Here is a 20,671-nt window from a genome sequence, read left to right on the forward strand (position 1 = left end):
GAAACTTTAGAGTGAGTGTAGTTATGGGTTCCGCCCATGAGCAACACTTCCGACGCCGACCGGGCACCACAAAACCCGATGTCGCGAGGGATCAGCGGTGTTCAGCTCGAATTTGTCGCACCTTCCCCCTCCCCAAGCCCGCCGACGCGTGTCACACTCCCTCGCATCTGAGGCTGTAGAGCCTCATAAGTTTCTCTCCGACCGAGGTGGTTTTTGCCCCGGTCGGCCCCAGCGCCGCCCGAGTCCCTCGGCGGCCCGCGCCGTACCCCACGCCGGCGAACCATGAAGGCGCTCGACCAGTCATGCGTGCCGTCCGGCCCGGGCGGCCCAGGACCCGCCTGCGCACCACCGGCCGCCACGGACGCGGGAGCGACGCGGACCGCGGCAGCGGCGCAGGCGCCACACCACGGGAGTACTCAACGATGAGTTCAAGACCCGGACGCGCGGTCCGTCGCGCGCTCACCTCGATCGTCCCCGTCACCGCCCTGCTCGCCCTGGCGGCGTGCGGCACCGACACGACGCCGGCCGCCGACTCCGCCAAAGCGGCGGCCTCGGACTCCCCCGGCCTGATCGCGGCCCGCAAGGCCGTGGAGAAGTACTCCGAGCACCCGGCCCGGATCCCGGTCACCACGCCGGTGGGCAAGAGCATCCCCGGGGACAAGAAGATCGACTTCATCCTGTGCGGCGTGCAGTCGTGCCAGGACCTGGCCAACTTCTTCACCGCGGGAGCCGAGCAGCTCGGCTGGCAGGTCAGGCAGATCGCCACCCAGGGCACGCCGGAGTCCGTGCAGGCCGCCTACGACCAGGCGCTGCGCGACAAGCCGGACGCCGTCGTCAGCTCCGGATTCCCGCGCGCGGTGTACGCCAAGCAGCTGGCGCAGCTGAAGGCGGCCGGCATCCCGGTCGTCCAGTCGAACGCCGACGACGTGGTGGGCGACGGCATCTCCCTGCTGAAGAACGGGCCCGGGGACGTCGCCGTCCAGGGCGAGATGCTGGCCTCGTGGGTGGTGTCCGACAGCGGCGCCCAGGCCGACACCGTCTACTTCGACCTGCCCGCCTACACCATCCTCAAGCCCGTCAAGGACAGCTTCGCGGCCAAGTACAAGGAGTGGTGCGCCGGCTGCGGGCTGGACAGCGTCGACGTGCCGATCACCTCGATCGGCAAGGACATGCCGGACCGGGTGGTGTCGTACCTGCGCTCGCACCCGAAGGTGACCCACGTCGTCTTCTCCCTCGGCCTGCTCAACGTGGGCGTCCCGGCCGCACTGAAGACCGCCGGCATCACCGGCAAGCACATCGCCGTGAACGTGGGCGACGGGCAGAACTACCAGTACATCCAGAGCGGACTCAGCGACGCCGCGATGGCACTGAACTCGCACGAGGCCGCATGGCTCCAGGTCGACGCGCTGGCCCGCCAGTTCACCGGCCAGTCCATGGACGTGGACCAGAAGGCGGTGCTGCCCAACATGCTCGTCACCAAGGACAACCTCCCCAAGGCCCTCGGCGACTTCCCCCTCGTCGAGGACTACCAGGCGCAGTTCAAGGCGCTCTGGGGCCTGAACTGAGCGACCCGCCCGCCGCCGGCGGCATGCCGGCGGCGGCCCACCCCACGGATGGAGCAGCAGTGCACGCTGACACGTCAACGGGGACGACCGAGCCGGCCTTTCCGGTGCGCGGGGCGGCCGGGACCGACCGTCCCGTCCTGCGGGTGTCCGCGCTGTCGAAGCGGTTCGGCGCGACCCAGGCGCTCGAGGACGTCGACCTCGACATCGCCCACGGCGAGATCCACGCCCTCATCGGGCCCAACGGATCCGGCAAGTCCACCCTCATCAAGATCCTCGCCGGGTACCACCACGCCGAGCCCGGAGCGGTAGCCGAACTCGACGGCGAACCCTTCGGCCTGGGGCACGTCACCGGCTCCCGGCACGCCCGGCTCCGCTTCGTCCACCAGGAGCTGGGGCTGGTGAACGAGCTGAACGCCACCGACAACCTCGCGCTCAGCCGAGGCTTCGCCCGCACCGCCCTCGGCAACATCCGCTGGCCGGAGATGGAACGGCGGACGACCGCCCTGGTCGAACGGTTCGGTCTCGGCATCGACGTACGCCGTCCCCTCTCGTCGGCCACTCCCGTCCAGCGGGCGGTGGTCGCCATCGCCGCCGCACTACAGGGCTGGGAGGGCCGGCGCGGGGTGCTCGTGCTCGACGAGCCGACCGCCGTGCTGCCGCCCGGGGAGGTGGCCCGGCTGTTCGACATCGTGCGGGAGATCCGCGACGCCGGCGCCAGCGTCCTGTATGTCTCGCACCGCATGGACGAGATCTTCGCGCTGGCCGACCGGGTCACCGTGATCCGCGGCGGACGCCGGATCGCCACCCGAGCGGTCGCCGGGCTCACCCCGCGCTCGCTCGCCGAACTGATGGCGGGTGAGGAGACGGAGACCGAGCACCGGCCGCGGCCGCCCTCCGGTCCCGCCACGCCCGTTCTGGAGGTCCGTGACCTGTGGGCCGGCTCGCTGCGCGGAGTCGGTTTCACGCTGGCCCGGGGCGAGCGGCTGGGCGTCACCGGCCTCGTCGGCTCCGGCCACGAGGTGCTGCCCTACGCGGTGTGCGGGGCCTACGGCGGTCCGGTGCGCGGCCAGGTGCGGGTGCCGGAGCACTCCCGGCGATGGACCGACGTGAAGGACGCGCGTGAGCTGGGCGTTCCCCTGGTCCCCGCGGACCGGGCCGCCGAGGGGGTGATCGGCGACTTCTCCGTCGGCGAGAACCTGACCCTCCCCCTGCTCGACCGGCTCCGGGCACGGGGCGGACGTCTTCAGCGGCGCCGCGAGTCCTCTCTCGCCGCGGACTGGATCCGACGGGTGGGGGTGCGCACGGCCGGGCCCGGGGCCCGGATCACCACCCTGAGCGGCGGCAACCAGCAGAAGGTCGTCATGGCCCGCTGCCTGGCCCAGCAGCCTGCGGTGCTGGTGCTGTGCGAACCCACCGCGGGCGTCGACATCGCCACCCGCCTCCAGCTGTACGACCTGATCGAGCGTCAGGCCGTCGGCGGTATGGGCGTGATCGTGTCCTCCTCCGACACGGAGGACCTGCTCGCGCTCTGCACCCGCGTCCTGGTGGTACGCGACGGCCGGATCGTACGGGAGATCAACGGCCGGGAGATCACCGAACCCGCGCTGGTCCACGCCATGGAAGGAACCGAGTGAGATGACATCCACCCCGACCCGGGCCGCACGGCTCCGGCCGACCGGCCCCGACGGACCCGCGGCCACCGCCGTGGGGACGCCCGGCGCGCTCGGCCGGCGGGCGGTGGCCGCCCTGTCGTTCCGCAACATCGGCGCCGTCTACGTGTGGCTGCTGATCGCCGTGATCTTCTCCGTGTGGGCGCCGGACACCTTCCCGACCGTCATCACGGTCAAGCAGGTACTGAACGGCAACGCCGTGGCCGGGCTGGTGGCGCTCAGCGTCGTACTGCCGCTGGCCGCCCGTGTCTTCGACCTGTCGGTCGCCTACACCATGTCCCTCACGAGTGTGCTGACCGCCCACTTCCTGGTCTCCACGGGTCTCGGCCCCACCGCCGCGATCACCCTGGCGATGACCGCGGCCCTGCTGGTCGGAGTGGTCAACGCCGTCGTGGTGGTGGTGCTGCGGGTCGACTCGTTCATCGCCACCCTGGCCACCGGTGCGCTGATCCAGTCCCTGATCACCATGGTCACCAACGACAGTTCGATCACCGGTGTGCAACTGCTCGCCAAGCCGTTCGCGGACATCGCCCAGCTGGACGCGGGCGGCATCACCCTGCCGGTGCTGTACCTGCTGCTCGCCGCCCTCGCCATCTGGTTCCTGCTGGAACACACCGCCACGGGGCGCCGGTTGTACGCGACCGGCTTCAACGCCGACGCGGCCCGGCTCCAGGGCGTGCGCACCGACCGGCTGCGCTGTCTGACGCTGGTGGTGTCCGCGCTGCTCTCCGGTTTCGCCGGCGTCGTCTTCGCGTCCTCGGTGGGATCCGGATCGCCCACCGCGGGCACCCCGTACCTGCTCTCGGCCTACGCGGCGGCCTTCGTCGGCGCGACGCAGCTGCGCGCGGGCCGTTTCAACGCCTGGGGCACGGTCATCGCGGTCCTTCTGCTGGGCACCGGCATCACGGGGCTCGGGCTCGCCACCAGCGCGCAGTGGGCCGCGAGCCTGTTCACCGGTTCGGTCCTCATCGTGGCGCTCGTTCTCACCGGAGGGCGGATCGCGCTGCCCGCCGTGCTGCGCCGCCGCACGGGGGCCCGGTCCGACACCACCGCCGACAAGGAGATCCGGGGATGAGGGCCGTTCAGTACCGCAGGGTGGGGCACGCTCCCGAGGTCGTGGAGGTGCCGGTGCCCGAACCCGGCCCGGGTCAGGTGCTGCTGAAGGTGACGGCGGCGGGGATCTGCCACTCGGACCTGGCGGTGATGGGCTGGCCGGAGGAGGTGTTCCCCTATCCGCTGCCGCTGGCGCTCGGTCACGAGGGGGTCGGGACGGTTGCGGCGGTCGGCGTCGGTGTCACCGGCGTGGCGGAGGGTGAGGCGGTGGCGGTGTACGGCCCGTGGGGCTGCGGGCGCTGCCCCAAGTGCGCCGAGGGCAAGGAGAACTGCTGTCCGCACGCCGCCGGGCTCGGCATCATGCCGCCGGGACTCGGCTCCCCCGGCGCGCTCGCGGAGTACATGCTGGTCGACTCGCCCCGTCATCTGGTGCCGCTGCACGGGGTCGACCCCGTGCAGGCCGCGCCGCTCACCGACGCGGGACTGACTCCGTATCACGCGATCCGCAGGTCGCTGCCCAAGCTGCTGCCCGGCAGCACGGCGGTGGTGATCGGCGTCGGCGGTCTGGGGCATCTCGCCGTGCAGCTGTTGCGCGCGCTGACCCCGGCCCGGGTGGTCGCCCTCGACGTGAGCGAGGAGAAGCTGGAGCTGGCCGGCAAGGTCGGCGCCCACGAGACGCTGCTGTCGGACGGCGAGGCCGTGGCGCGGCTGCGGCGCCTCACCGGCGGGACGGGAGCGGAGGTCGTCCTGGACTTCGTCGGGGCCGAGGCGACCCTGGCGATCGCCGCCGGGTCGGTGGCGGTCGAGGGCGATGTCACCGTCGTGGGCCTCGGCGGGGGCACCCTGGCCGTCGGTTTCGGGGGCGGGCTGCCGTTCGAGGTGTCCGCCGCCTTTCCTTACTGGGGCAGCCGGCCGGAGCTCATGGACGTGCTCGAACTGGCGCGGCAGGGGCTCGTGTCGGCCCACGTCGAGACTTTCACCCTGGAGCAGGCGCCCGCGGCGTACGAGCGTCTGCACGCCGGTGACATCCGCGGTCGCGCGGTGGTACTGCCACACGGCTGAGCCGGAGCCGTGGCCCCGGCCACGGGCCGGTGCAGGGCCGGCACCCGAGCCTCGCTCAGGTGCCGGCCCGCTCCTGTGCCCGGTCCCGACCGTCCACCGTGCGCTGCACGCACCGCCGAAGGACCGTCAGGAACTCCGGGGTCCGCCATGGCCCCATGTCGACCTGGCCGGTGTCGTCCACGCCGAGGTCCTGCATGTCGTAACGGCCGCGGCAGTGGCCGAGGGTGAAGTAGCAGACCTCGCCCCGACCGTGCCGCCTGAGGTACAGCACGGGGCGGGGTGCGTCGTCGAGGGCGGCCGTGTCGCCCTCCGCGAAACCGCGGCACGGGCCCGTGTACTCGGCGTGCAGCAGCACCTCGAGCTCTCCGTGCAGCTCGCACACGTACAGCTCGTCGGTGACCGTGAACGGTTCGATCCCGGCGACCAGCGGATGACCGGGCCGGGTGACGCGGACCTCGTACGGCTCGATCGGCGGGTGGGCCAGGAACTGGCTGCCGAGCACCTGTGCCAGCGGCCCGAGGAGCCGTGGTGTCGCGAAGATCCGCGCCCCGTCACTCCTCGACGGCTCGATCACCGAGTTGGTGCCGTGCAGGGCGAGCCAGCGTCCGCCCCGCTCGACGAAGCGGGCCAGCGCGGCCCGCTGGGCCGGGCGCGGCCGGACGTCGCAGGTGTAGGTGACCAGCAGGTCGGCCCGGTCGAGTGCGTCCAGGCAGTCGTAGTCCTGGTGCACGGTGGTGCGGACCCGCGGATGCTCACCGAGCAGTTCCAGCAGCCGCAGCCGCGCATGGTCGAAGTCGTGCCAGCGGCCGCCGCAGACGAGTACGGCGTCCAGGCGGCCGGCCGGGCCCGCCATGGCTCAGTACTGGACGCGGGTGAGCAGCCCGCCGTCCACCACGAGGTTGACCCCGACGCAGAAGGAGCCGGTCCGCCCGAGCAGGAACGCCACTGCCGCGGCCACGTCCTCGGCGGTGCCGTAGCGGCCGACCGGCAGCTTGGCGAGCACCTCCTCGTACACCTCCGGGCGGCTGGTGCGGATGGTCTCCCAGGCGCCGCCGGGGAAGTCGATCGGGCCGGGCGAGACGGTGTTCACGCGGATGCCCCGGGGCGCGAGGGCGTGCGCGAGGGCCGAGGCGTGCTGGACGACGGCCGCCTTGAGCGCGGAGTAGGAGTTCGCGCCGGCCGGGCGCGCCGTGTCGGAGGCGTTGGTGGTGCCGATGGCCACGACGGCTGCCCGGTCGGAGGCGTCCAGGTGCGGAAGGGCCGCCTCGACGAGTCCCGCGAAGGGGATCAGGTCTCCGCGCAGGCTGGCCTCCCAGGACTCGGGGCCCTTCACGTTGCCCGCCGACACGTTGGACACCAGCAGGTCGAGGCCGCCCAGTTCACCGGCCGCCCGCTCCACGAAGCCCGCGAGCGCCGCGGGGTCGGTGACGTCGACCGCTTCCGCGAAGACGGTCGCCCCCTCAGCCCGCAGTTCGGCGGCCGCCTTGGCCAGGTCTTCCTCACCTCTGGCGCACAGGGCCAGCGCGCAGCCCTCCGCCGCCAGCGTTACGGCGACGGCGCGCCCGATGCCCCGGCTCGCGCCGGTCACCAGCGCCTTCGCGCCCGTCAGTCCCAGATCCATGGATGTCACTCCTTCGTGATGGCCGGATGGCCGGATGGCCGGATGGCCGGATGGCCGGATGGCCGGATGGCCGGATGGCCGGGCGGGGTCCTCGGTCGCCGGGCAGGACCTCCGTTGCCGGCGAGAGCCCCGCGTGGCCGGGGCGGGAACTCAGTTGCCGGGTTGCTGAGAGAAGGGCGCACGGTCCGCCCGCGGTTCGGGCGGCAGTTTCAGCACCCGCTCGCCGATCAGGTTGCGCTGGATCTGGTCGGTGCCGCCGGCCAGCCGGTAGCCGGGGGCGCCCAGGAGATGCTGGGTCCAGGCGAAGGCGCCCGGTTCCCCGGTGTCGGCGCTGATGCGCGCCCCCATCAGCTCGGCGGCGACCTGTCCCGTGCGGGTGAGGAGGTCGGAGGCCATGAGTTTGGTGAGTGAGGCCTCGGGACCCGGCCGTCCGCCGGCGGCGCTCGTCCGGGCGACGCGCTCCACGGTGGCCGCGCGCAGGGCGGCCCGTACGTACAGGTCGGCCAGGCGCTGGCGGACCAGTGGGTCCGAAGCGCGGTCGAGGGAGCGGGCGAGTGCCAGCACGTCCGTGAAGGTGCCGCCCTTGCGGCGGTTGCCGCTGCCTGAGGCGGTCCGCTCGAAGGCGAGGGTGGTGGTGGCGACCTCCCAGCCCTGTCCCGGCCGCCCGATCCGCAGCCGGTCCGGGACGCGTACGCCGCTGAGGAAGACCTCGTTGAAGGAGGCGCCGCCGCTCATCTGACGGATGGGCCGCACCTCCACCCCGGGGGCGTCCATGGGGATCAGGAAGGCGGTGATGCCGGCCTGTTTGACCACGTCGGGGTCGGTGCGGGCGAGCAGCAGGCCGTAGTCGGCGAACTGGGCGCCCGAGGTCCACACCTTCTGACCGTCGATCACCCAGTCTCCGCCGCTTCCGGGTTCGCTCGAGCCGGACGTGTCCCCCTGCCCCTCCTGGCGGGCGCGGGTGCGCAGGGCCGCGAGGTCGGATCCGGCGCCGGGTTCGCTGAAGAGCTGGCAGGCGAGCAGGTCGGTGCGCAGGAAGGCGCGGGCCTGGTCCCGGCGCTGCTCGGCCGTCCCGAACAGGGAGACAGCCATCGCGACCAGGCGCACGGTGACGCTGATCAGCTCGGTGGACGGGGGCACCTCGAAGGCCGACTCCTCCTCGGCGAACGCCGCCACGTGGGCGGCGGTCAGGCCCGCCCCGCCCTTGTCCTCGGGCAGGGTCAGCGCCTGGTAGCCGGCGTCGAAGCGGGCCCGCTGGTAGGCGCGGCAGCGCTCCAGCAGCAGGCGTTCCTCGTCCTCGGGGAGGTTGTGGAACACGGCGAGGTCGGGGGTCTCCCCGGCCGAGCCGGGTGTCCTGGCCGGTTCGAGCACGTCGGCCAGCCACTGCCGGACCTGTGTGCGCCATGCGTCCGGATCGGGCTGGGACATGGCTCCTCCTCGGGTACTTACCAGATGACGGATTCAGTAAGGGTGGGTGGGGCGTCGATGCTCATCACCGCTGAACCATGCGGGAACGACTCCTTCCAGGATCAGAGTGTTCCGTACTTTCTTGATAAACGCTACAGTCTCCACATCCCCTCTCCCGTCGAATCGTGAGAGGACCACGGAGCCGCCGGAGGAGCCATGTCGCTGCTGCCACTCGACCGTCGCGCCCAGGAGACACCCGACGAGCCCGCCGTGGTGGACGACCTGGGCGTGCTGTCCTGGGCCGGCCTGACCGACCAGGTCGGACGGGCGGCGGCCCGGCTGCTGGAGTTCGCGCCGGGCCCCGACGACCGGATCGCCGTCCTCGGTGACAACGCGATCCCGACGCTGGTGGCCCACCTGGCGGGACTGCGCGCCGGGGTGGGGACCGTGGCCGCGTCCCGGAACCTCACCTCGGGCGAACTCGTCGACCAGATCATCGACGCGGGCGTGACCGGGATCATCGCCGGACCCGCCGGCGCGGGCGCCGCCCTCGACGCGGCGCGCGAACTGGGCCTGCCGGTCGTGACGCACGGAACCCCGGCGGCCGGGCACGCCTTCGACTGGGACCTGTGGCTGGCGGCCGCGCCCATCGGCCGGCCCCTCCCGGCGGACCGGCCCGCCCGGCCTCCGCTCGTCTACACCTCCGGCACCACCGGACGGGCACGCGGGACCGAGGTGCGCTGGGTGAGCGGTCCGGTGGCCGACAGCACCGCCTACCTCACCGCGATGTCCGCCCGGCCCGGCTTCCCGCCGGGGCCCCACCTGGTGTGCGGCCCCCTCCAGCACAACGCGCCGCTGACCTCGCTGCGGCACCTCGCGGCCGGCCGGCCGGTGGTCGTCCTCGGCAGGTACGACCCGGAGACCTTCCTCAGCCGTGTGCAGAAGTGGCAGGTCTCCTCGACGGTCATGGTGCCCACCCACTTCCAACGGCTGCTCGCCCTCCCGGACGAGGTCCGCGCCCGGTACGACCTCTCCAGCCTGCGTCAGGTCTCCCACACCGGCTCCGCGTGCCCGCCGGACGTGAAGCGGGCCATGATCGAGTGGTTCGGTCCGGTGCTGACGGAGTCGTACGGCGCCAGCGAGGCGGGGACCGTGGCCCGCATCAGCAGCGACGAGTGGCTCGCGCACCCGGGCTCGGTCGGACGCGTCCGGCCTCCGTTCGAGGTCCTGGTCACCGATGACGACGGCACGCAACTGGCGCCCGGAGAACGCGGGTTGCTGGCCTTCCGGGCGCCCGAGGACCAAGGGGTCCGCTACCACGCCGACCCGGACAAGACCAAGGCCGCCTATCTCTCCCCCGGCGTCTTCACGCTCGGCGACATCGGCTACGTCGACGAGAACGGCTACATCTTCATCACCGACCGGGCCGCCGACGTCGTGGTCTCCGGCGGCGTGAACCTCTACCCGGCCGAGAGCGAGGCGGTCCTGCGGCAGCACCCGGCGGTCGTCGAGGTCGCGGTGATCGGCGTGCCCGACCCGGACTTCGGCGAGTCGCTGCGGGCCCTCGTCGTGGCGGCGGGGGACGAACCGCCCGCCGACGAGCTGGACGCCTTCTGCCGCGAGCGCCTCGCCGCCTACAAGTGCCCGAAGTCGTACGAGTTCGTTCCCGAGCTCCTGCGCAACGCCATGGGCAAGCTCGACAAACGCGCGATGCGCCGCCCCTACTGGAGCTCGGAACGCACCATCGCCGGCTGAGCCTTCCCGACCGTTCCCCTGTGCACCCAAGGATCGTCATGACCGAACTCCTCCTCATCCGGCACGGACTCCCCGTGGCAGGCGTGTTCGACCCCGGGCTGTCGCCGGAGGGCGCCGCCCAGGCCGAACGCCTCGCCGCCTGGCTCACCCACGAGGACCTCGACGCCCTCTACTCCAGCCCGTTCCTGCGGGCCAGGGAGACCGTGGCCCCCCTGGAGCGCCTCACGGGTATGACCGCCACCGTCCTGGACGACCTGCGCGAGTGGGACACGGACGTGTCCCAGCCCTACACCCCACCGGAGCAGATCGGCGCGGACGATCCCCGGGCGGCGGCGCTCGCCGAGGGACGCTTCGAGGACTTCGTGCCCGACCTCGACCGGGACGCCTTCCGCGGGCGGGCCGTGCGGGCCATGGACGCCATCTTCGACGCGCATCCCGGCGGGCGGGTCGCGGCCGTGTGCCACGGCGGCATCACCAACACCTTTCTGGCGGCGGTGCTCGGCCTGCCCGCGATGTTCTGGTTCCACCCCGGCTACACGTCCGTCAGCCGGGTGCGGCGCATGCCCGGCGGCCGCATCGTTCTGCACTCGGTCAACGAGACGGCCCACATGATCGCCGAACGCACCGTCGACGCGGTCGCCTGACCCGTCCCACACCCCAGGAGGTTTCGGTCATGCCCGGATCCGTCATCGTCGCCGGAGCGAGGACACCCATCGGCAGGCTGACGGGCGCCCTCAGCACCCTGTCCGCGGTCGACCTCGGCGCCCGCGCCATCGGCTCGGCACTGGACGCCGTCCGGCTGGAGCCGGCCGCCGTGGAAGCCGTCGTCATGGGCCATGTCGTGCAGGCCGCGGCCGGCCCCAATCCGGCACGGCAGGCCGCGATCCGGGCCGGCATCCCGTTCTCCGTGCCCGCGAGCACCGTCAACAAGCTCTGCCTGTCCGGTCTGCACGCCATCGCCCTGGCCGACCTGCTGATCGCCTCCGGCCGCCACGAGGTGGTCGTCGCGGGCGGGATGGAGTCGATGTCGGGCGCCCCGCACCTGCTGCGCGGATCACGCACCGGGTGGAAGTACGGCCCGGCCGCGGTGGAGGACGCCCTCGACCGCGACGCCCTGACCTGTGCCTTCGACGGCGTCTCCATGGGCGCGGCCACCGAGCGCTACCAGCAGCCGTTCGCCCTGACCCGGGAGGAACAGGACGAGTACAGCGCGCTCTCCCATCAAAGGGCCGCCCGAGCCCAGGAGTCGGGCGTGCTGGCGGAGGAGATCACCCCGGTCACGGTGACCGGACGCGGCGGCGAGACCGTGGTCGACGCCGACGAGGGCGTACGGCCGGGGAGCAGCGCCGAGAGCCTGGGCCGTCTCAGGCCCGCCTTCTCCGGCTCGGGCACCATCACCGCGGGGAACTCCTCACAGCTCTCCGACGGCGCCGCGGCGGTCGTCGTGATGAGCGCGGAGCGGGCACGGCGGGAGGGGCTGACCCCGCTCGCCGAGATCGGCGCCTACGGCACGGTCGCCGGGCCCGACCCCTCGCTGCTCGTCCAGCCGGCCGGCGCCGTCCGTGACGCCCTCGTCCGGGACGGCCGGCTGAAGGCCGCGGACCTGGACCTGTTCGAGATCAACGAGGCGTTCGCCGGAGTGGCCCTGGCCTCCGTACGGGAGCTGGACATCCCGCTGGACAGGGTGAACGTCAACGGCGGAGCGATCGCGCTCGGGCACCCGGTCGGCATGACCGGAGCCCGCCTGGTGCTGACCCTCGCGGCGGAACTGCGACGGCGCGGAGGCGGCAGCGGAGCCGCCGCCCTGTGCGGGGGCGGCGGCCAGGGCGACGCACTGTTGCTGCACGTGCCCGCGCGGGCCTGAACACGGGAGCCGAACCATCATGGACACCCCACCTCCCCCGGTCGACACGACCCTCGCCGTGGCCGCCCGCACCCGGGCCGCCGACGGCGTCGTCTCCCTCACCCTGCGCCGCCCCGACGGCGGTCCGCTTCCGCCCTGGACGCCGGGCGCCCACATCGACGTGTTCCTGAACGGCGGGAACGGCAGCGGCGGTGAGCTGATCCGCCAGTACTCCCTGTGCGGGCATCCGGCGGCACGCGACGCGTGGCAGATCGCCGTGCTGCGCGAGCCGCAGAGCCGCGGCGGTTCCGCCCACGTCCACGACCACCTGCGCGAAGGCGCCACCGTCCGCGTGCGCGGACCGCGGAACAACTTTCCGCTGCGGCCCGCCGCACGTCACCTGTTCGTCGCGGGCGGCGTCGGCATCACGCCCATCCTGCCCATGGTCGAGGCCGCGGAGGCCGCGGGGGACGACTGGCGTCTGCTGTACGGCGGCCGTACCCGCACCTCCATGGCGTTCCTGGACCGTCTCGCCCGGCACGGGGACCGGGTGACGGTCCGTCCTCAGGACGAGTACGGCCTGCTGGACCTCGCCGCCCACCTCGGCTCGCCCGAGGAAGGCACCCTCGTACACGCCTGCGGTCCCGAGCCGCTGCTCCGGGCGGTGGAGGAGCAGTGCGCGGGGTGGCCGCCCGGCACCCTGGGCGTGGAGCGGTTCGCCCCCGCGCGAACGGCCGGCTCCGGCTCCGGCGAGACCTTCGAGGTGGAACTCGCCCGCTCCGGGCTCACCCTGACGGTGCCGGCGGACCGCTCGGTGCTGGAAACCCTGGAGGGGGCGGGCGTCGCGGTGGACTTCTCCTGCCGCGAGGGCACGTGCGGCACCTGCGAGACCGACGTCCTGGACGGCAGGCCCGACCACCGCGACTCGCTGCTGAGCGAGGAGGAGCGGGCGGCCGGGGACACCATGCTCATCTGCGTCTCCCGCTCGTGCGGCCCCCGCCTGGTCCTCGACCTGTAGGGGCCCTCGGGGAGCGCGCGGCCCAAGCCCCGGATTCCGTCCGCACCGCGCACGCCCGAAGCCCTTCCCGAAGCCCTTCCTGAAATCAGACATAAGTGATTAAGATGCTCGGAACCTCTGCCGGAGCTGCGGCGCCGACGTGCGCCGTGGCTGTCACTCGCCCTGCCTTCAGGCGGCTTTGTGGGAGGTGCACCATGACCGGCTCAGGTTGCGAACACCCGGAAACCCCCGACTGGCGCGATCAGGCCGCGTGCGTCGGAGAGGACCCGGAGATCTTCTTCCCTCTGTCGGATCTCGCGGCTCCCGGTACGGAAGCCGCACTGGCCAGAGCGGTGTGCCGCCGCTGCGCCGTGCTCGTCGCCTGCCGGGACTGGGCGCTCGAGCACGGCGAGGACGACGGGATCTGGGGCGCCACGACGGCTGCTCAGCGCCGCACCATACGACGAGCGACGATCGAGCCGGCCCCCGCGTCCGGGCGCCGCGGTGACCGGGCGGGACAGGTCGGCGACGGCGCCCTGCCCGGCTGAGGTGTGAAGCGGAGCGTGAACCGGCCGGCCGTTCGTCCGGCCGGCCCGGGCACCGCCCTTCCGGTCAGGCGTAGGTCTCGAACTCGGCCACCTTCGGGGTGGCGCTGGAACCCGTGATCTCGAAGGTGACCTTCTTCAGCGAGGTGGACGCGAAGGAGACGGCGCCCGCTCCGCTGCCCGAGGTCAGCAGCGCCCCGGTGTCGGCGTTCAGCAGGCGCCAGGAGCCGATGTTGCCGGTGGCGCCGGAGGCCTCACGGATGGTGATCCTGGAGAGGGTGGTCGCCGAGCCCCACTTGACGGAGATGGAGCCGGTCGAGCCGCTCGGCGACCAGTAGGTGGCCGTGTCGCCGTCACGGACGTTGCCGTAGCTGGTGCCGGCCGCCTTGCTGGAGCCGTCGGCGTCGGCGCCGAGACTCAGGTTGTTCCCGGTCGGCGGCGTCGGCGAAGCGGTGGCCGGCGGTGTCGCGGTGGCGGTCGGCGTGGGCGTCGAGGTGGCGGTCGCGGTGGGTGTCGTCGCCGCGCAGTTCCCGTCCGACACCTTCAGGCCGTTGTTGGCGCCCGCCGTCGCGGTCACGATCGACGGCACACAGGACGCGGCGTCCAGAGCGTAGGAGTAGGGGATGCTCACGGTCGTGTTCGACGTCGGGTCCGGCCCGGCGGGGTTGTTCTCCGCGCCCGGCGCCGACCACGTCACGTTGTCGAAGACATTGCCGCTGACCTGCCAGTATCCGGGCAGGTCGGTGTAGAAGGTGCCGAGGACGTCCTTGGAGTCCTTGAAGTAGTTGTTGTCGACCTTCGCCTTGCCGCCGGCCCTCGGGTTGATGCCCGATTCGTGCAGACCGACGTAGTAGTTGTCGTAGATGTGGGCGGTGGCGCCGCGCAGCAGGGGCGTACGGGAGTCGATGTTCTCGTACCGGTTGTGGTGGAAGGTGACCGGCCCGTTGGCGAGGTCGCTGTCGCCGGAGCCGACGAGCCCGCCGCGGCCGGAGTTGCGCAGGATGCTGTAGGACAGGGTCACGTACCGGGTGTTGTCCTTCATGTCGAACAGGGCGTCGAAGCCCTCCGACTCCCCGCCGGAGGCGATCAGGGTGGCGTGGTCCACCCAGACGTTGTGCACATCGCTCTCCATGCCGATGGCGTCTCCGCCGTTGGAGGTGGGCGATCCCGATTTCTTCACGTTCTGGACGGTCACGTTCTGGACGACGATGTTGCTCGACTGGCGGATGTGGATGCCGATCTGGTCGAACACGGCCCCGCCGCCGACGCCGACCAGGGTGACGTTGCTGATGCCCTTCAACTCGATCACGCCGGCGGCGGTGTTGCAGCCGGCGCCCGACACCTTCGCGGTGTTGCCGACGGTGATGGTCCCCTCGACCTGGATGGTGATCGGGGTGCTGGTGGCGGCCCGGCCGCACAGGGCCTGGTGGATCTGGGTGCCGGTGGTGGCTCTGACCGTCGTCCCGCCGGCGCCGCCGGTGGTGCCGCCGTTCTGGGTGGCGAACCCGGTCGCACCGGCGGCGGCCGCCGACGCGGTGGGCATGGACAGGACCACGCCCGTCGCCGCCGCCAGGGCCAGGGTGCCGAGTGCCGCGGAGAGTCGCAGAGCGACTGGCTTTGTCATTCTCGCCTCGTCTTTCGTCATCGCGTACGGGGTGCCGCGCACGTCCGGACCCGGATCAGGGCCGGCCAGGTCGCACACCCATGCCATGTACATGCCATGTTTTGGGCAGGAGCAGCCCCTGCCGGCCCGGTAAGGACGCCGTTCGGGCCCTCAGCCGGAAGGGACGGTGGTGCCGATGCGGTGCGGGCGGTAACTGTGGTGCGGGCGGTGCGGATGCCGCGCGGGCGACGGTGCGACGGGTGCCGTCTCCAGGTGCACGCATGCCGGGGCGACGCGGGTGGCAACGCCACGGGGAGCGAGACGACGTCCTGGAGTGCCGGGCGTCGGCGCCTTCATGCGGTCAGTCCGGGGCCGGCCCCACGCCGGATCGGTTGCGGCGTGGGGGGTGCCCCGAGGCCGACACCGCGGGCCGCTTTCCCCGGCAGGGTCGTCAGGCACCCGGGAAAGCGCTTTCTCCACTTCTCCACGCGAGAATAGGTCCGGCACCGAGGGCTGACAAGTATGTGAACGCCGATCGCCTCCGCGGGTTCGCGTCAGCGCCCGATCCCTGCCGAGCGACCCCACGCAGCCTCGCGACCGTGCCCCTCCTTGCCAGGCAGGCCATGTCGCCTCATTCGCATACATGAACGCGCCGGACGCCCCACCGTGGCGTTCACTTGCCATCCATTGCAACGAATCCATCACGCTTGTTGCGTTAACGACAAGCCCATTGCAACGATTTGACGTCATCCACCTGCGTCTATGACATTACTGCGCAATAATTCCGTTGCACGACCCATGAACGCAACGTAGCGTTTCCGATGCAGGAAACGAGTGGCTGCGTCGGGACGAGAGGGGCGCGTCCGAGCAGTGACCGATCACAGGGGGCGGATCATGAAAACAGCGCGCAGAGCGCGGCAGCCGTTACCCGCAGCCCTCGTCGCCTTCGCCCGCTTCGTGCTCTGTGGCGGCGCGGTGGGAGTCGCGTCCAGCTTCGCCGTGGCCGCCCTCGGCACCCTGATTCCCTGGGTCCTGGCCAACGCGGCGGTCACCGTGGCCTCCACTCTCCTCGCCACCGAGCTGCACGCCCGCTTCACCTTCGGCGCGGGCGGACGCGCGACCGGCCGACAGCATGCGCAGTCGGCCGGGTCCGCGGCCGCCGCGTTCGCGGTGACGGGCGCGGCGATGCTCGTCCTTCAGTCGCTGGCGGCGGCGCCCGGACCCGTGCTCGAACAGATCGTCTACCTGTCCGCCTCCGCGGCCGCCGGCGCCGCCCGGTTCGTGGTGCTGCGCCTCGTCGTCTTCGCACGCGACCGCTCGCAGGTCACGCCCGCTGTCCGCGCGGCCCGTCCGGTGCCCGCCACCGCGGCCCAGGTCCCGACGCCCGCCCGTCCGACGGTGCTCTGCCGCGCCGCCTGACCGTTGCGCAGGGAACCGGCTCCCCCAGGGACGTCGGGCCGTCGGGACCGCGCACGAAGGCGCACCGGACGGCGGCCACGTCCCGACGGCACGCCCGGGAGTCCGCCGTCCTGCCGGACGCCCGCAGGGAAGCGTCGTGCGGGAGCCCTTCAGCGGCTCCCGCGCTTTCGCCCTCCGGCACCTCCACGACCGCCGATCTCGTCGAAGGGCGGTCAGATGTATTCGGTCGCCGCGTCGAGCAGCCAGTCCGCCAGATAGCCCGCGAAGGACGACCGGACCAGGATCCAGAAGCCGGCTCGGGTCTCGTCGCGGGAGACCAGGACGATCTGGGTGCGGGCCAGGGTGGTCTGGGCGCAGCGTCCGGGGCCGAAGGCGCGCGGATGCAGGTCCAGCGCGCACCCGTGGGCGAGGAGGTCGCGGGCGCGGGGACCCGTCACGAGGAGCGTGGTGCGCTGGGCGGAGACGTCGGTGACGGACACGGGCTCGTCCCCGGCGGCCGCCCGGATCCGGCGCTCCGCATCATGCGAGCTGCCGGGCGGGCCCACCAGCAGCCATTCGTCCGGACCGAGCCAGAGCGCCGTCGACTCCCCCGCGCGTACGACGGTGTCGGCGTCGAGGGGGAGCGGAAGGCCCAGCGCCAGCCCGACGGCGTCCGCCGCCGCTCCCTTGGCGTCGAGGCGCACGTTCAGCTGCGTCAGGAAGGGGAGTTCGGCCAGCCGGACCGCGCCCCCGGAGGCGCGGGTCGCGCCCGCCAGGCGATCGGCGACGTGCGCCAGAGGGCTGCGAGGTGGGGAGGAAAGGGCGGTGTCAGCCATCGCGACGGGCTCCCTCGGGGTCGTAGAGGACGGGGCTTGCGACGGTCACCGCGACCATCCGGTCGCCCACCGGGGCGTACAGCCGCTCACCGACACGCTCCCGGCCGCCCTTGATCAGGGCCAGCGCGAAGGTCCGGCCCAGGGCGGCGCTGCGGTAGCTGGAGGTGACGTGGCCGAGCATCGGGACGGGCGGCGCGGGCAGCACGCTGTCGGCGATCAGCTGGGTGCCCTCCGGGAGGAAGGCGCCGGAGTCCTCCGGGAGCAGCCCGACCAGGTGCTTGCGGTCGGCACGCGCGGTGTCCGCACGCGCGTGGGAGCGCTTGCCGATGAAGTCGGGCTTCTTCTTCGACACCACCCAGCTCATGCCGAGGTCCTGCGGGGTGACGGTGCCGTCGGTGTCCTGGCCGATGATCGGGTACCCCTTCTCCGCCCTCAGGACGTGCATGGTCTCGGTGCCGTACGGGGTGATGCCGTACGGGGCGCCGACCTCGTACAGCGCTTCCCAGAGGGCGAGGGCCTCCCACGGTGACACGTTGATCTCGTAGGCCAGTTCACCGGAGAAGCTGATCCGGCACACCCTGGCCGCGATGCCCGCGACCTGCGTGTCACGCCACGCCATGAACGGGAAGTCCTCGTTGGCCACGGCGAGTTGCGGGGCGAGCGTGCCCAGGACCTCGCGGGAGCGCGGCCCGACCAGGGCGACCGTGGCCCACTGCTCGGTCACGGAGGTGCAGTGGACGTCCAGTTCGGGCCACTCCGTCTGGAGCCACTCCTCCATCCAGTCCAGTACGGCCGCCGCGTTGCCGGTCGTGGTGGTGACGAGGAAGCGGTTCTGGGCGACGCGGATGACCGTGCCGTCGTCGAAGATCATGCCGTCCGGCCGGCACATGACGCCGTAGCGGATCATGCCGACCTTCAGGGTGCTCATCATGTTGGTGTAGAGCCGGTCGAGGAAGACGCCGGCGTCCGCGCCCTGTACGTCGATCTTGCCGAGGGTGGAGGCGTCCATGAAGGCGACGCCCTCGCGCGCGGCGGCGCACTCGCGCAGCACGGCGGTTTCCATGTCCTCGCCGTCGTGCGGGTAGTACCAGGGGCGCTTCCACTGGCCAACGTTCTCGAACAGGGCGCCGTGTCCGGTGTGCCAGTCGTGCAGGGCGGTCACCCGGACCGGGTCGTGCAGCGCTCCCCGGTCGCGGCCGGCGAGCGTGGCGAAGGAGACGGGTGTGTAGGGCGGCCGGAACGTGGTGGTGCCGAGGGCCGACACGTCCACGCCGAGCAGTTCGGCGACGACGCCGCCCGCCAGGACGCCGGATGTCTTGCCCTGGTCGTTCGCGGTGCCGGCCGTGGTGTAGCGCTTGGTGTGCTCGACCGAGCGCATACCGGCGCCGGTCGCCCGGGCCAGATCGTCGACGGTGACGTCGCGCTGGAGGTCGACGAAGCGGCGGGGGCCGGAGGTGCCGGAGACCACGTAGACGTGCATGGGTGGTGTGTGCGGCTGTGCGGCCACCTCCGGGAGGCGCGGCGGCTCGCAGGTGTAGCCCTCGGCCTCGATCGCGCGCGCACCGGCCGCCGCGCCCTGGGCCAGGACGCGGCTCAGGTCCAGGACACCGCTCGCGCTGCCCGCGACCTCGACCGCCTGACGGCAGGCGTCGGGGACGAAGGAGCCCAGCGCCTCGTCGTAGCGCAGCCTGCCGCCTGCCTGGCTGAACAGATGCGTCACCGGGTTCCAGCCGCCGGAGACCAGCAACAGGTCGGCGGCGAACTCCCGTCGGACCCCGGCCTTTCCGTACGGGGCGACGGTCACAGCGGCGAGGCGGGTGCCGCCTTCCGTGCCGGTGACGGCATGTCCGCCGAACACCTCGATGCCGGCGGTCCGGGCACGCTCGGCCCACTCCCCCGGCTCGGAGCGGGTGTCGACGATCGCCGCGATGTCCACGCCCGCCGCGGCGAGGTCCAGCGCCGTCGCGTAGGCGCTGTCGTTGGTGGTGAAGACGACCGCGTGCCGACCGGGCAGCACGCCGTACCGATGGACATACGTCCGGGCCGAGGCGGCCAGCATCACGCCGGGGCGGTCGTTGTCCGCGAAGACCAGCGAACGTTCGTGGGCGCCGGTGGCGAGAACCACGCGACGGGCCCGGATGCGCCAGACGCGCTCGCGGGACATGGCCGCCGGGGCGTCCGCGCCGAGGTGGTTCGTGCGGCGTTCCACCGCGAGGAGATGGTTGTCGTCGTAGTAGCCGAAGACGGTGGTGCGGCGCAGGACGCGCACCTCCGGTTCGGCTTCGAGCAGTCCGGTGACCCCCTCCACCCAGTCGAGGTGTTCGCCCGAGCCCAGCAGACTGCCGCCCGGCTCCGGCCGGTCGTCGGCGAGGACGACGCGCGCGCCGCTCCTGGCTGCCGCCGCCGCGGCCGCGAGGCCGGCCGGGCCCGCGCCGACGACCAGCAGGTCGCAGTGCGCGTGCACGGCGTCGTAGCGGGCGGGGTCCGGTGCGGTGGAGAGGCGGCCCTGACCGGGCAGGCTGCTCGCGACCAGGCCGTCGTACAGCTCGACCGTTGTCGCGGGGAGCATCGGTTCGGGGAAGGGGGCCTCGATCTGAACGACCGCGTTGGGCTCCTCGGGACCCGCGGAGAAGATGCCGCGCGGGCGGCCGAGCTTGATGCTGGTGCCGGCCTGGACGACTCCGTTGGCGAGGAGGGCCGAGGCGAGGGTGTCGCCGCGGTGGCCCTGGTACTCGATTCCGTCGAAGATGAAGGTGAGGGTCGCCTCGCGGCGGATGCGGCCCCGGGTGGGGTGGCGGAACGGTTGGCCTGTGGCCGGGCCGCCGGCGGCTGTCACGTCCCCGCCGCTCCTGACCGTCCCGTCCTGAAGGGGCGCCGGCCCTTCGGCCCCGCCGGGGATTGCACCGGACCCGCGCTGCGGCCCCGCGAGGGCCTCGTCCGCGAACGCCGGACGGGCTGAAGTCACCGACCGTGGCTCGGTCCCGGTCGCCGGACGGGCCTCGGCCGCCGCCGGACGGGCCGGCACGGCGGGCCTCGGCGCGACAGCCGCCGGGCGTGTCTCACCCGTCCGGTAGACCGTCAGGATCTCGTTCGTCGAGGTGTCGCGGACCGCGTTGAACCAGCGGCGGCAGCCCGCCGCGTGGCTCCAGCGCTCGGCGAAGGGGCCCTTCGGGTTGTCGCGGAAGAACAAGTACCGGGCCCAGTCCTCGTCGCTGACGGCCGACGGGTCCTCGGGGTACGGCACGTGCGCCTGGCCGCCGTAGTGGAACTCGGCCTCGTCGCGGGGCCCGCACCACGGGCAGGGGATGAGCAGCAT

At 72.6% G+C, this 20,671-nt stretch carries 16 protein-coding genes; 10 read left to right on the top strand and 6 right to left on the bottom strand.

The features are described 5' to 3' along the window. Positions 1-422: 422 nt before the first annotated feature. Genes OHS71_RS03270 through OHS71_RS03285 form a run of 4 tightly spaced genes read left to right on the top strand, consistent with a single transcriptional unit; the run spans position 423 to position 5,350 of the window. Complete coding sequence (locus tag OHS71_RS03270; protein ID WP_328476580.1) at positions 423-1,565, top strand: substrate-binding domain-containing protein; 1,143 nt, start codon at positions 423-425, stop codon at positions 1,563-1,565. Positions 1,566-1,624: 59 nt separating this feature from the next. Continuing rightward, entirely contained in the window at positions 1,625-3,199 is a 1,575-nt protein-coding gene (locus OHS71_RS03275) for a sugar ABC transporter ATP-binding protein (RefSeq protein ID WP_328476582.1), read from the top strand. Between the two features lies 1 nt (position 3,200). Beyond that, a complete protein-coding gene (locus OHS71_RS03280) occupies positions 3,201-4,310 on the top strand; it encodes an ABC transporter permease (protein ID WP_328476584.1) in 1,110 nt (369 codons plus the stop codon). After that, positions 4,307-5,350, top strand: coding sequence for an NAD(P)-dependent alcohol dehydrogenase (locus tag OHS71_RS03285; RefSeq protein WP_328476586.1), 1,044 nt, complete (start codon positions 4,307-4,309; stop codon positions 5,348-5,350). Before OHS71_RS03280 ends, OHS71_RS03285 begins: the two co-directional genes overlap by 4 nt. A 55-nt stretch (positions 5,351-5,405) precedes the next feature. Here OHS71_RS03285 and OHS71_RS03290 read toward each other — a convergent pair whose 3' ends face one another. The 3 genes from OHS71_RS03290 to OHS71_RS03300 form a co-directional block, all read right to left on the bottom strand. After that, complete coding sequence (locus tag OHS71_RS03290; RefSeq protein ID WP_328476588.1) at positions 5,406-6,203, bottom strand: ThuA domain-containing protein; 798 nt, start codon at positions 6,201-6,203, stop codon at positions 5,406-5,408. A 3-nt stretch (positions 6,204-6,206) separates the two neighbouring features. Continuing rightward, entirely contained in the window at positions 6,207-6,971 is a 765-nt protein-coding gene (locus OHS71_RS03295) for an SDR family NAD(P)-dependent oxidoreductase (RefSeq protein ID WP_328476590.1), read from the bottom strand. Between the two features lie 150 nt (positions 6,972-7,121). Then, positions 7,122-8,399, bottom strand: coding sequence for an acyl-CoA dehydrogenase family protein (locus tag OHS71_RS03300; RefSeq protein ID WP_328476592.1), 1,278 nt, complete (start codon positions 8,397-8,399; stop codon positions 7,122-7,124). Positions 8,400-8,594: 195 nt separating this feature from the next. Here OHS71_RS03300 and OHS71_RS03305 point away from each other — a divergent pair, with 195 nt between their 5' ends. From OHS71_RS03305 to OHS71_RS03325, 5 genes are all read left to right on the top strand, one after another. Continuing rightward, entirely contained in the window at positions 8,595-10,133 is a 1,539-nt protein-coding gene (locus OHS71_RS03305) for an AMP-binding protein (RefSeq protein WP_328476595.1), read from the top strand. 38 nt (positions 10,134-10,171) lie between these two features. Beyond that, positions 10,172-10,777 carry a histidine phosphatase family protein gene (locus tag OHS71_RS03310; protein ID WP_328476597.1) on the top strand — a complete coding sequence of 202 codons (606 nt, stop codon included), beginning with the start codon at positions 10,172-10,174 and terminating at the stop codon, positions 10,775-10,777. 29 nt (positions 10,778-10,806) lie between these two features. Continuing rightward, complete coding sequence (locus OHS71_RS03315; RefSeq protein ID WP_328476599.1) at positions 10,807-11,997, top strand: acetyl-CoA C-acyltransferase; 1,191 nt, start codon at positions 10,807-10,809, stop codon at positions 11,995-11,997. 19 nt (positions 11,998-12,016) lie between these two features. Next, on the top strand, positions 12,017-12,994 hold the full coding sequence (locus OHS71_RS03320) for a PDR/VanB family oxidoreductase (RefSeq protein ID WP_328476601.1): 978 nt from the start codon (positions 12,017-12,019) through the stop codon (positions 12,992-12,994). A 194-nt stretch (positions 12,995-13,188) separates the two neighbouring features. Continuing rightward, positions 13,189-13,521, top strand: coding sequence for a WhiB family transcriptional regulator (locus OHS71_RS03325; protein WP_328476603.1), 333 nt, complete (start codon positions 13,189-13,191; stop codon positions 13,519-13,521). Positions 13,522-13,585: 64 nt separating this feature from the next. Here OHS71_RS03325 and OHS71_RS03330 read toward each other — a convergent pair whose 3' ends face one another. After that, on the bottom strand, positions 13,586-15,142 hold the full coding sequence (locus tag OHS71_RS03330) for a pectate lyase family protein (RefSeq protein ID WP_328476605.1): 1,557 nt from the start codon (positions 15,140-15,142) through the stop codon (positions 13,586-13,588). Between the two features lie 873 nt (positions 15,143-16,015). Between OHS71_RS03330 and OHS71_RS03335 the strand changes: the two genes are divergently transcribed. Beyond that, entirely contained in the window at positions 16,016-16,540 is a 525-nt protein-coding gene (locus OHS71_RS03335) for a hypothetical protein (RefSeq protein ID WP_328476607.1), read from the top strand. 212 nt (positions 16,541-16,752) lie between these two features. Here the strand turns inward: OHS71_RS03335 and OHS71_RS03340 are convergent, their stop codons facing one another. Together OHS71_RS03340 and OHS71_RS03345 are read right to left on the bottom strand one after the other, a co-directional pair. Then, entirely contained in the window at positions 16,753-17,355 is a 603-nt protein-coding gene (locus OHS71_RS03340; protein ID WP_328476609.1) for a sarcosine oxidase subunit gamma, read from the bottom strand. Next, the gene (locus OHS71_RS03345) at positions 17,348-20,671 is read right to left on the bottom strand and encodes a sarcosine oxidase subunit delta family protein (protein WP_328476611.1); all 3,324 of its coding nucleotides are present in this window, start codon (positions 20,669-20,671) and stop codon (positions 17,348-17,350) included. The genes OHS71_RS03340 and OHS71_RS03345 overlap by 8 nt, the downstream gene beginning before the upstream one ends.

The organism is Streptomyces sp. NBC_00377, assembly GCF_036075115.1.
Taxonomy (GTDB): Bacteria; Actinomycetota; Actinomycetes; order Streptomycetales; family Streptomycetaceae; genus Streptomyces.

Excerpts from the sequence above, each read along its gene's own strand:
- OHS71_RS03305 (WP_328476595.1), top strand. The coding sequence starts at position 8,595 with ATGTCGCTGCTGCCACTCGACCGTCGCGCCCAGGAGACACCCGACGAG.
- OHS71_RS03280 (WP_328476584.1), top strand. The coding sequence starts at position 3,201 with ATGACATCCACCCCGACCCGGGCCGCACGGCTCCGGCCGACCGGCCCC.
- OHS71_RS03340 (WP_328476609.1), bottom strand. The coding sequence starts at position 17,355 with ATGGCTGACACCGCCCTTTCCTCCCCACCTCGCAGCCCTCTGGCGCAC.
- OHS71_RS03325 (WP_328476603.1), top strand. The coding sequence starts at position 13,189 with ATGACCGGCTCAGGTTGCGAACACCCGGAAACCCCCGACTGGCGCGAT.
- OHS71_RS03300 (WP_328476592.1), bottom strand. The coding sequence starts at position 8,399 with ATGTCCCAGCCCGATCCGGACGCATGGCGCACACAGGTCCGGCAGTGG.
- OHS71_RS03335 (WP_328476607.1), top strand. The coding sequence starts at position 16,016 with ATGAAAACAGCGCGCAGAGCGCGGCAGCCGTTACCCGCAGCCCTCGTC.
- OHS71_RS03330 (WP_328476605.1), bottom strand. The coding sequence starts at position 15,142 with ATGACAAAGCCAGTCGCTCTGCGACTCTCCGCGGCACTCGGCACCCTG.
- OHS71_RS03315 (WP_328476599.1), top strand. The coding sequence starts at position 10,807 with ATGCCCGGATCCGTCATCGTCGCCGGAGCGAGGACACCCATCGGCAGG.
- OHS71_RS03270 (WP_328476580.1), top strand. The coding sequence starts at position 423 with ATGAGTTCAAGACCCGGACGCGCGGTCCGTCGCGCGCTCACCTCGATC.
- OHS71_RS03285 (WP_328476586.1), top strand. The coding sequence starts at position 4,307 with ATGAGGGCCGTTCAGTACCGCAGGGTGGGGCACGCTCCCGAGGTCGTG.
- OHS71_RS03320 (WP_328476601.1), top strand. The coding sequence starts at position 12,017 with ATGGACACCCCACCTCCCCCGGTCGACACGACCCTCGCCGTGGCCGCC.
- OHS71_RS03310 (WP_328476597.1), top strand. The coding sequence starts at position 10,172 with ATGACCGAACTCCTCCTCATCCGGCACGGACTCCCCGTGGCAGGCGTG.
- OHS71_RS03290 (WP_328476588.1), bottom strand. The coding sequence starts at position 6,203 with ATGGCGGGCCCGGCCGGCCGCCTGGACGCCGTACTCGTCTGCGGCGGC.
- OHS71_RS03295 (WP_328476590.1), bottom strand. The coding sequence starts at position 6,971 with ATGGATCTGGGACTGACGGGCGCGAAGGCGCTGGTGACCGGCGCGAGC.
- OHS71_RS03345 (WP_328476611.1), bottom strand. The coding sequence starts at position 20,671 with ATGCTGCTCATCCCCTGCCCGTGGTGCGGGCCCCGCGACGAGGCCGAG.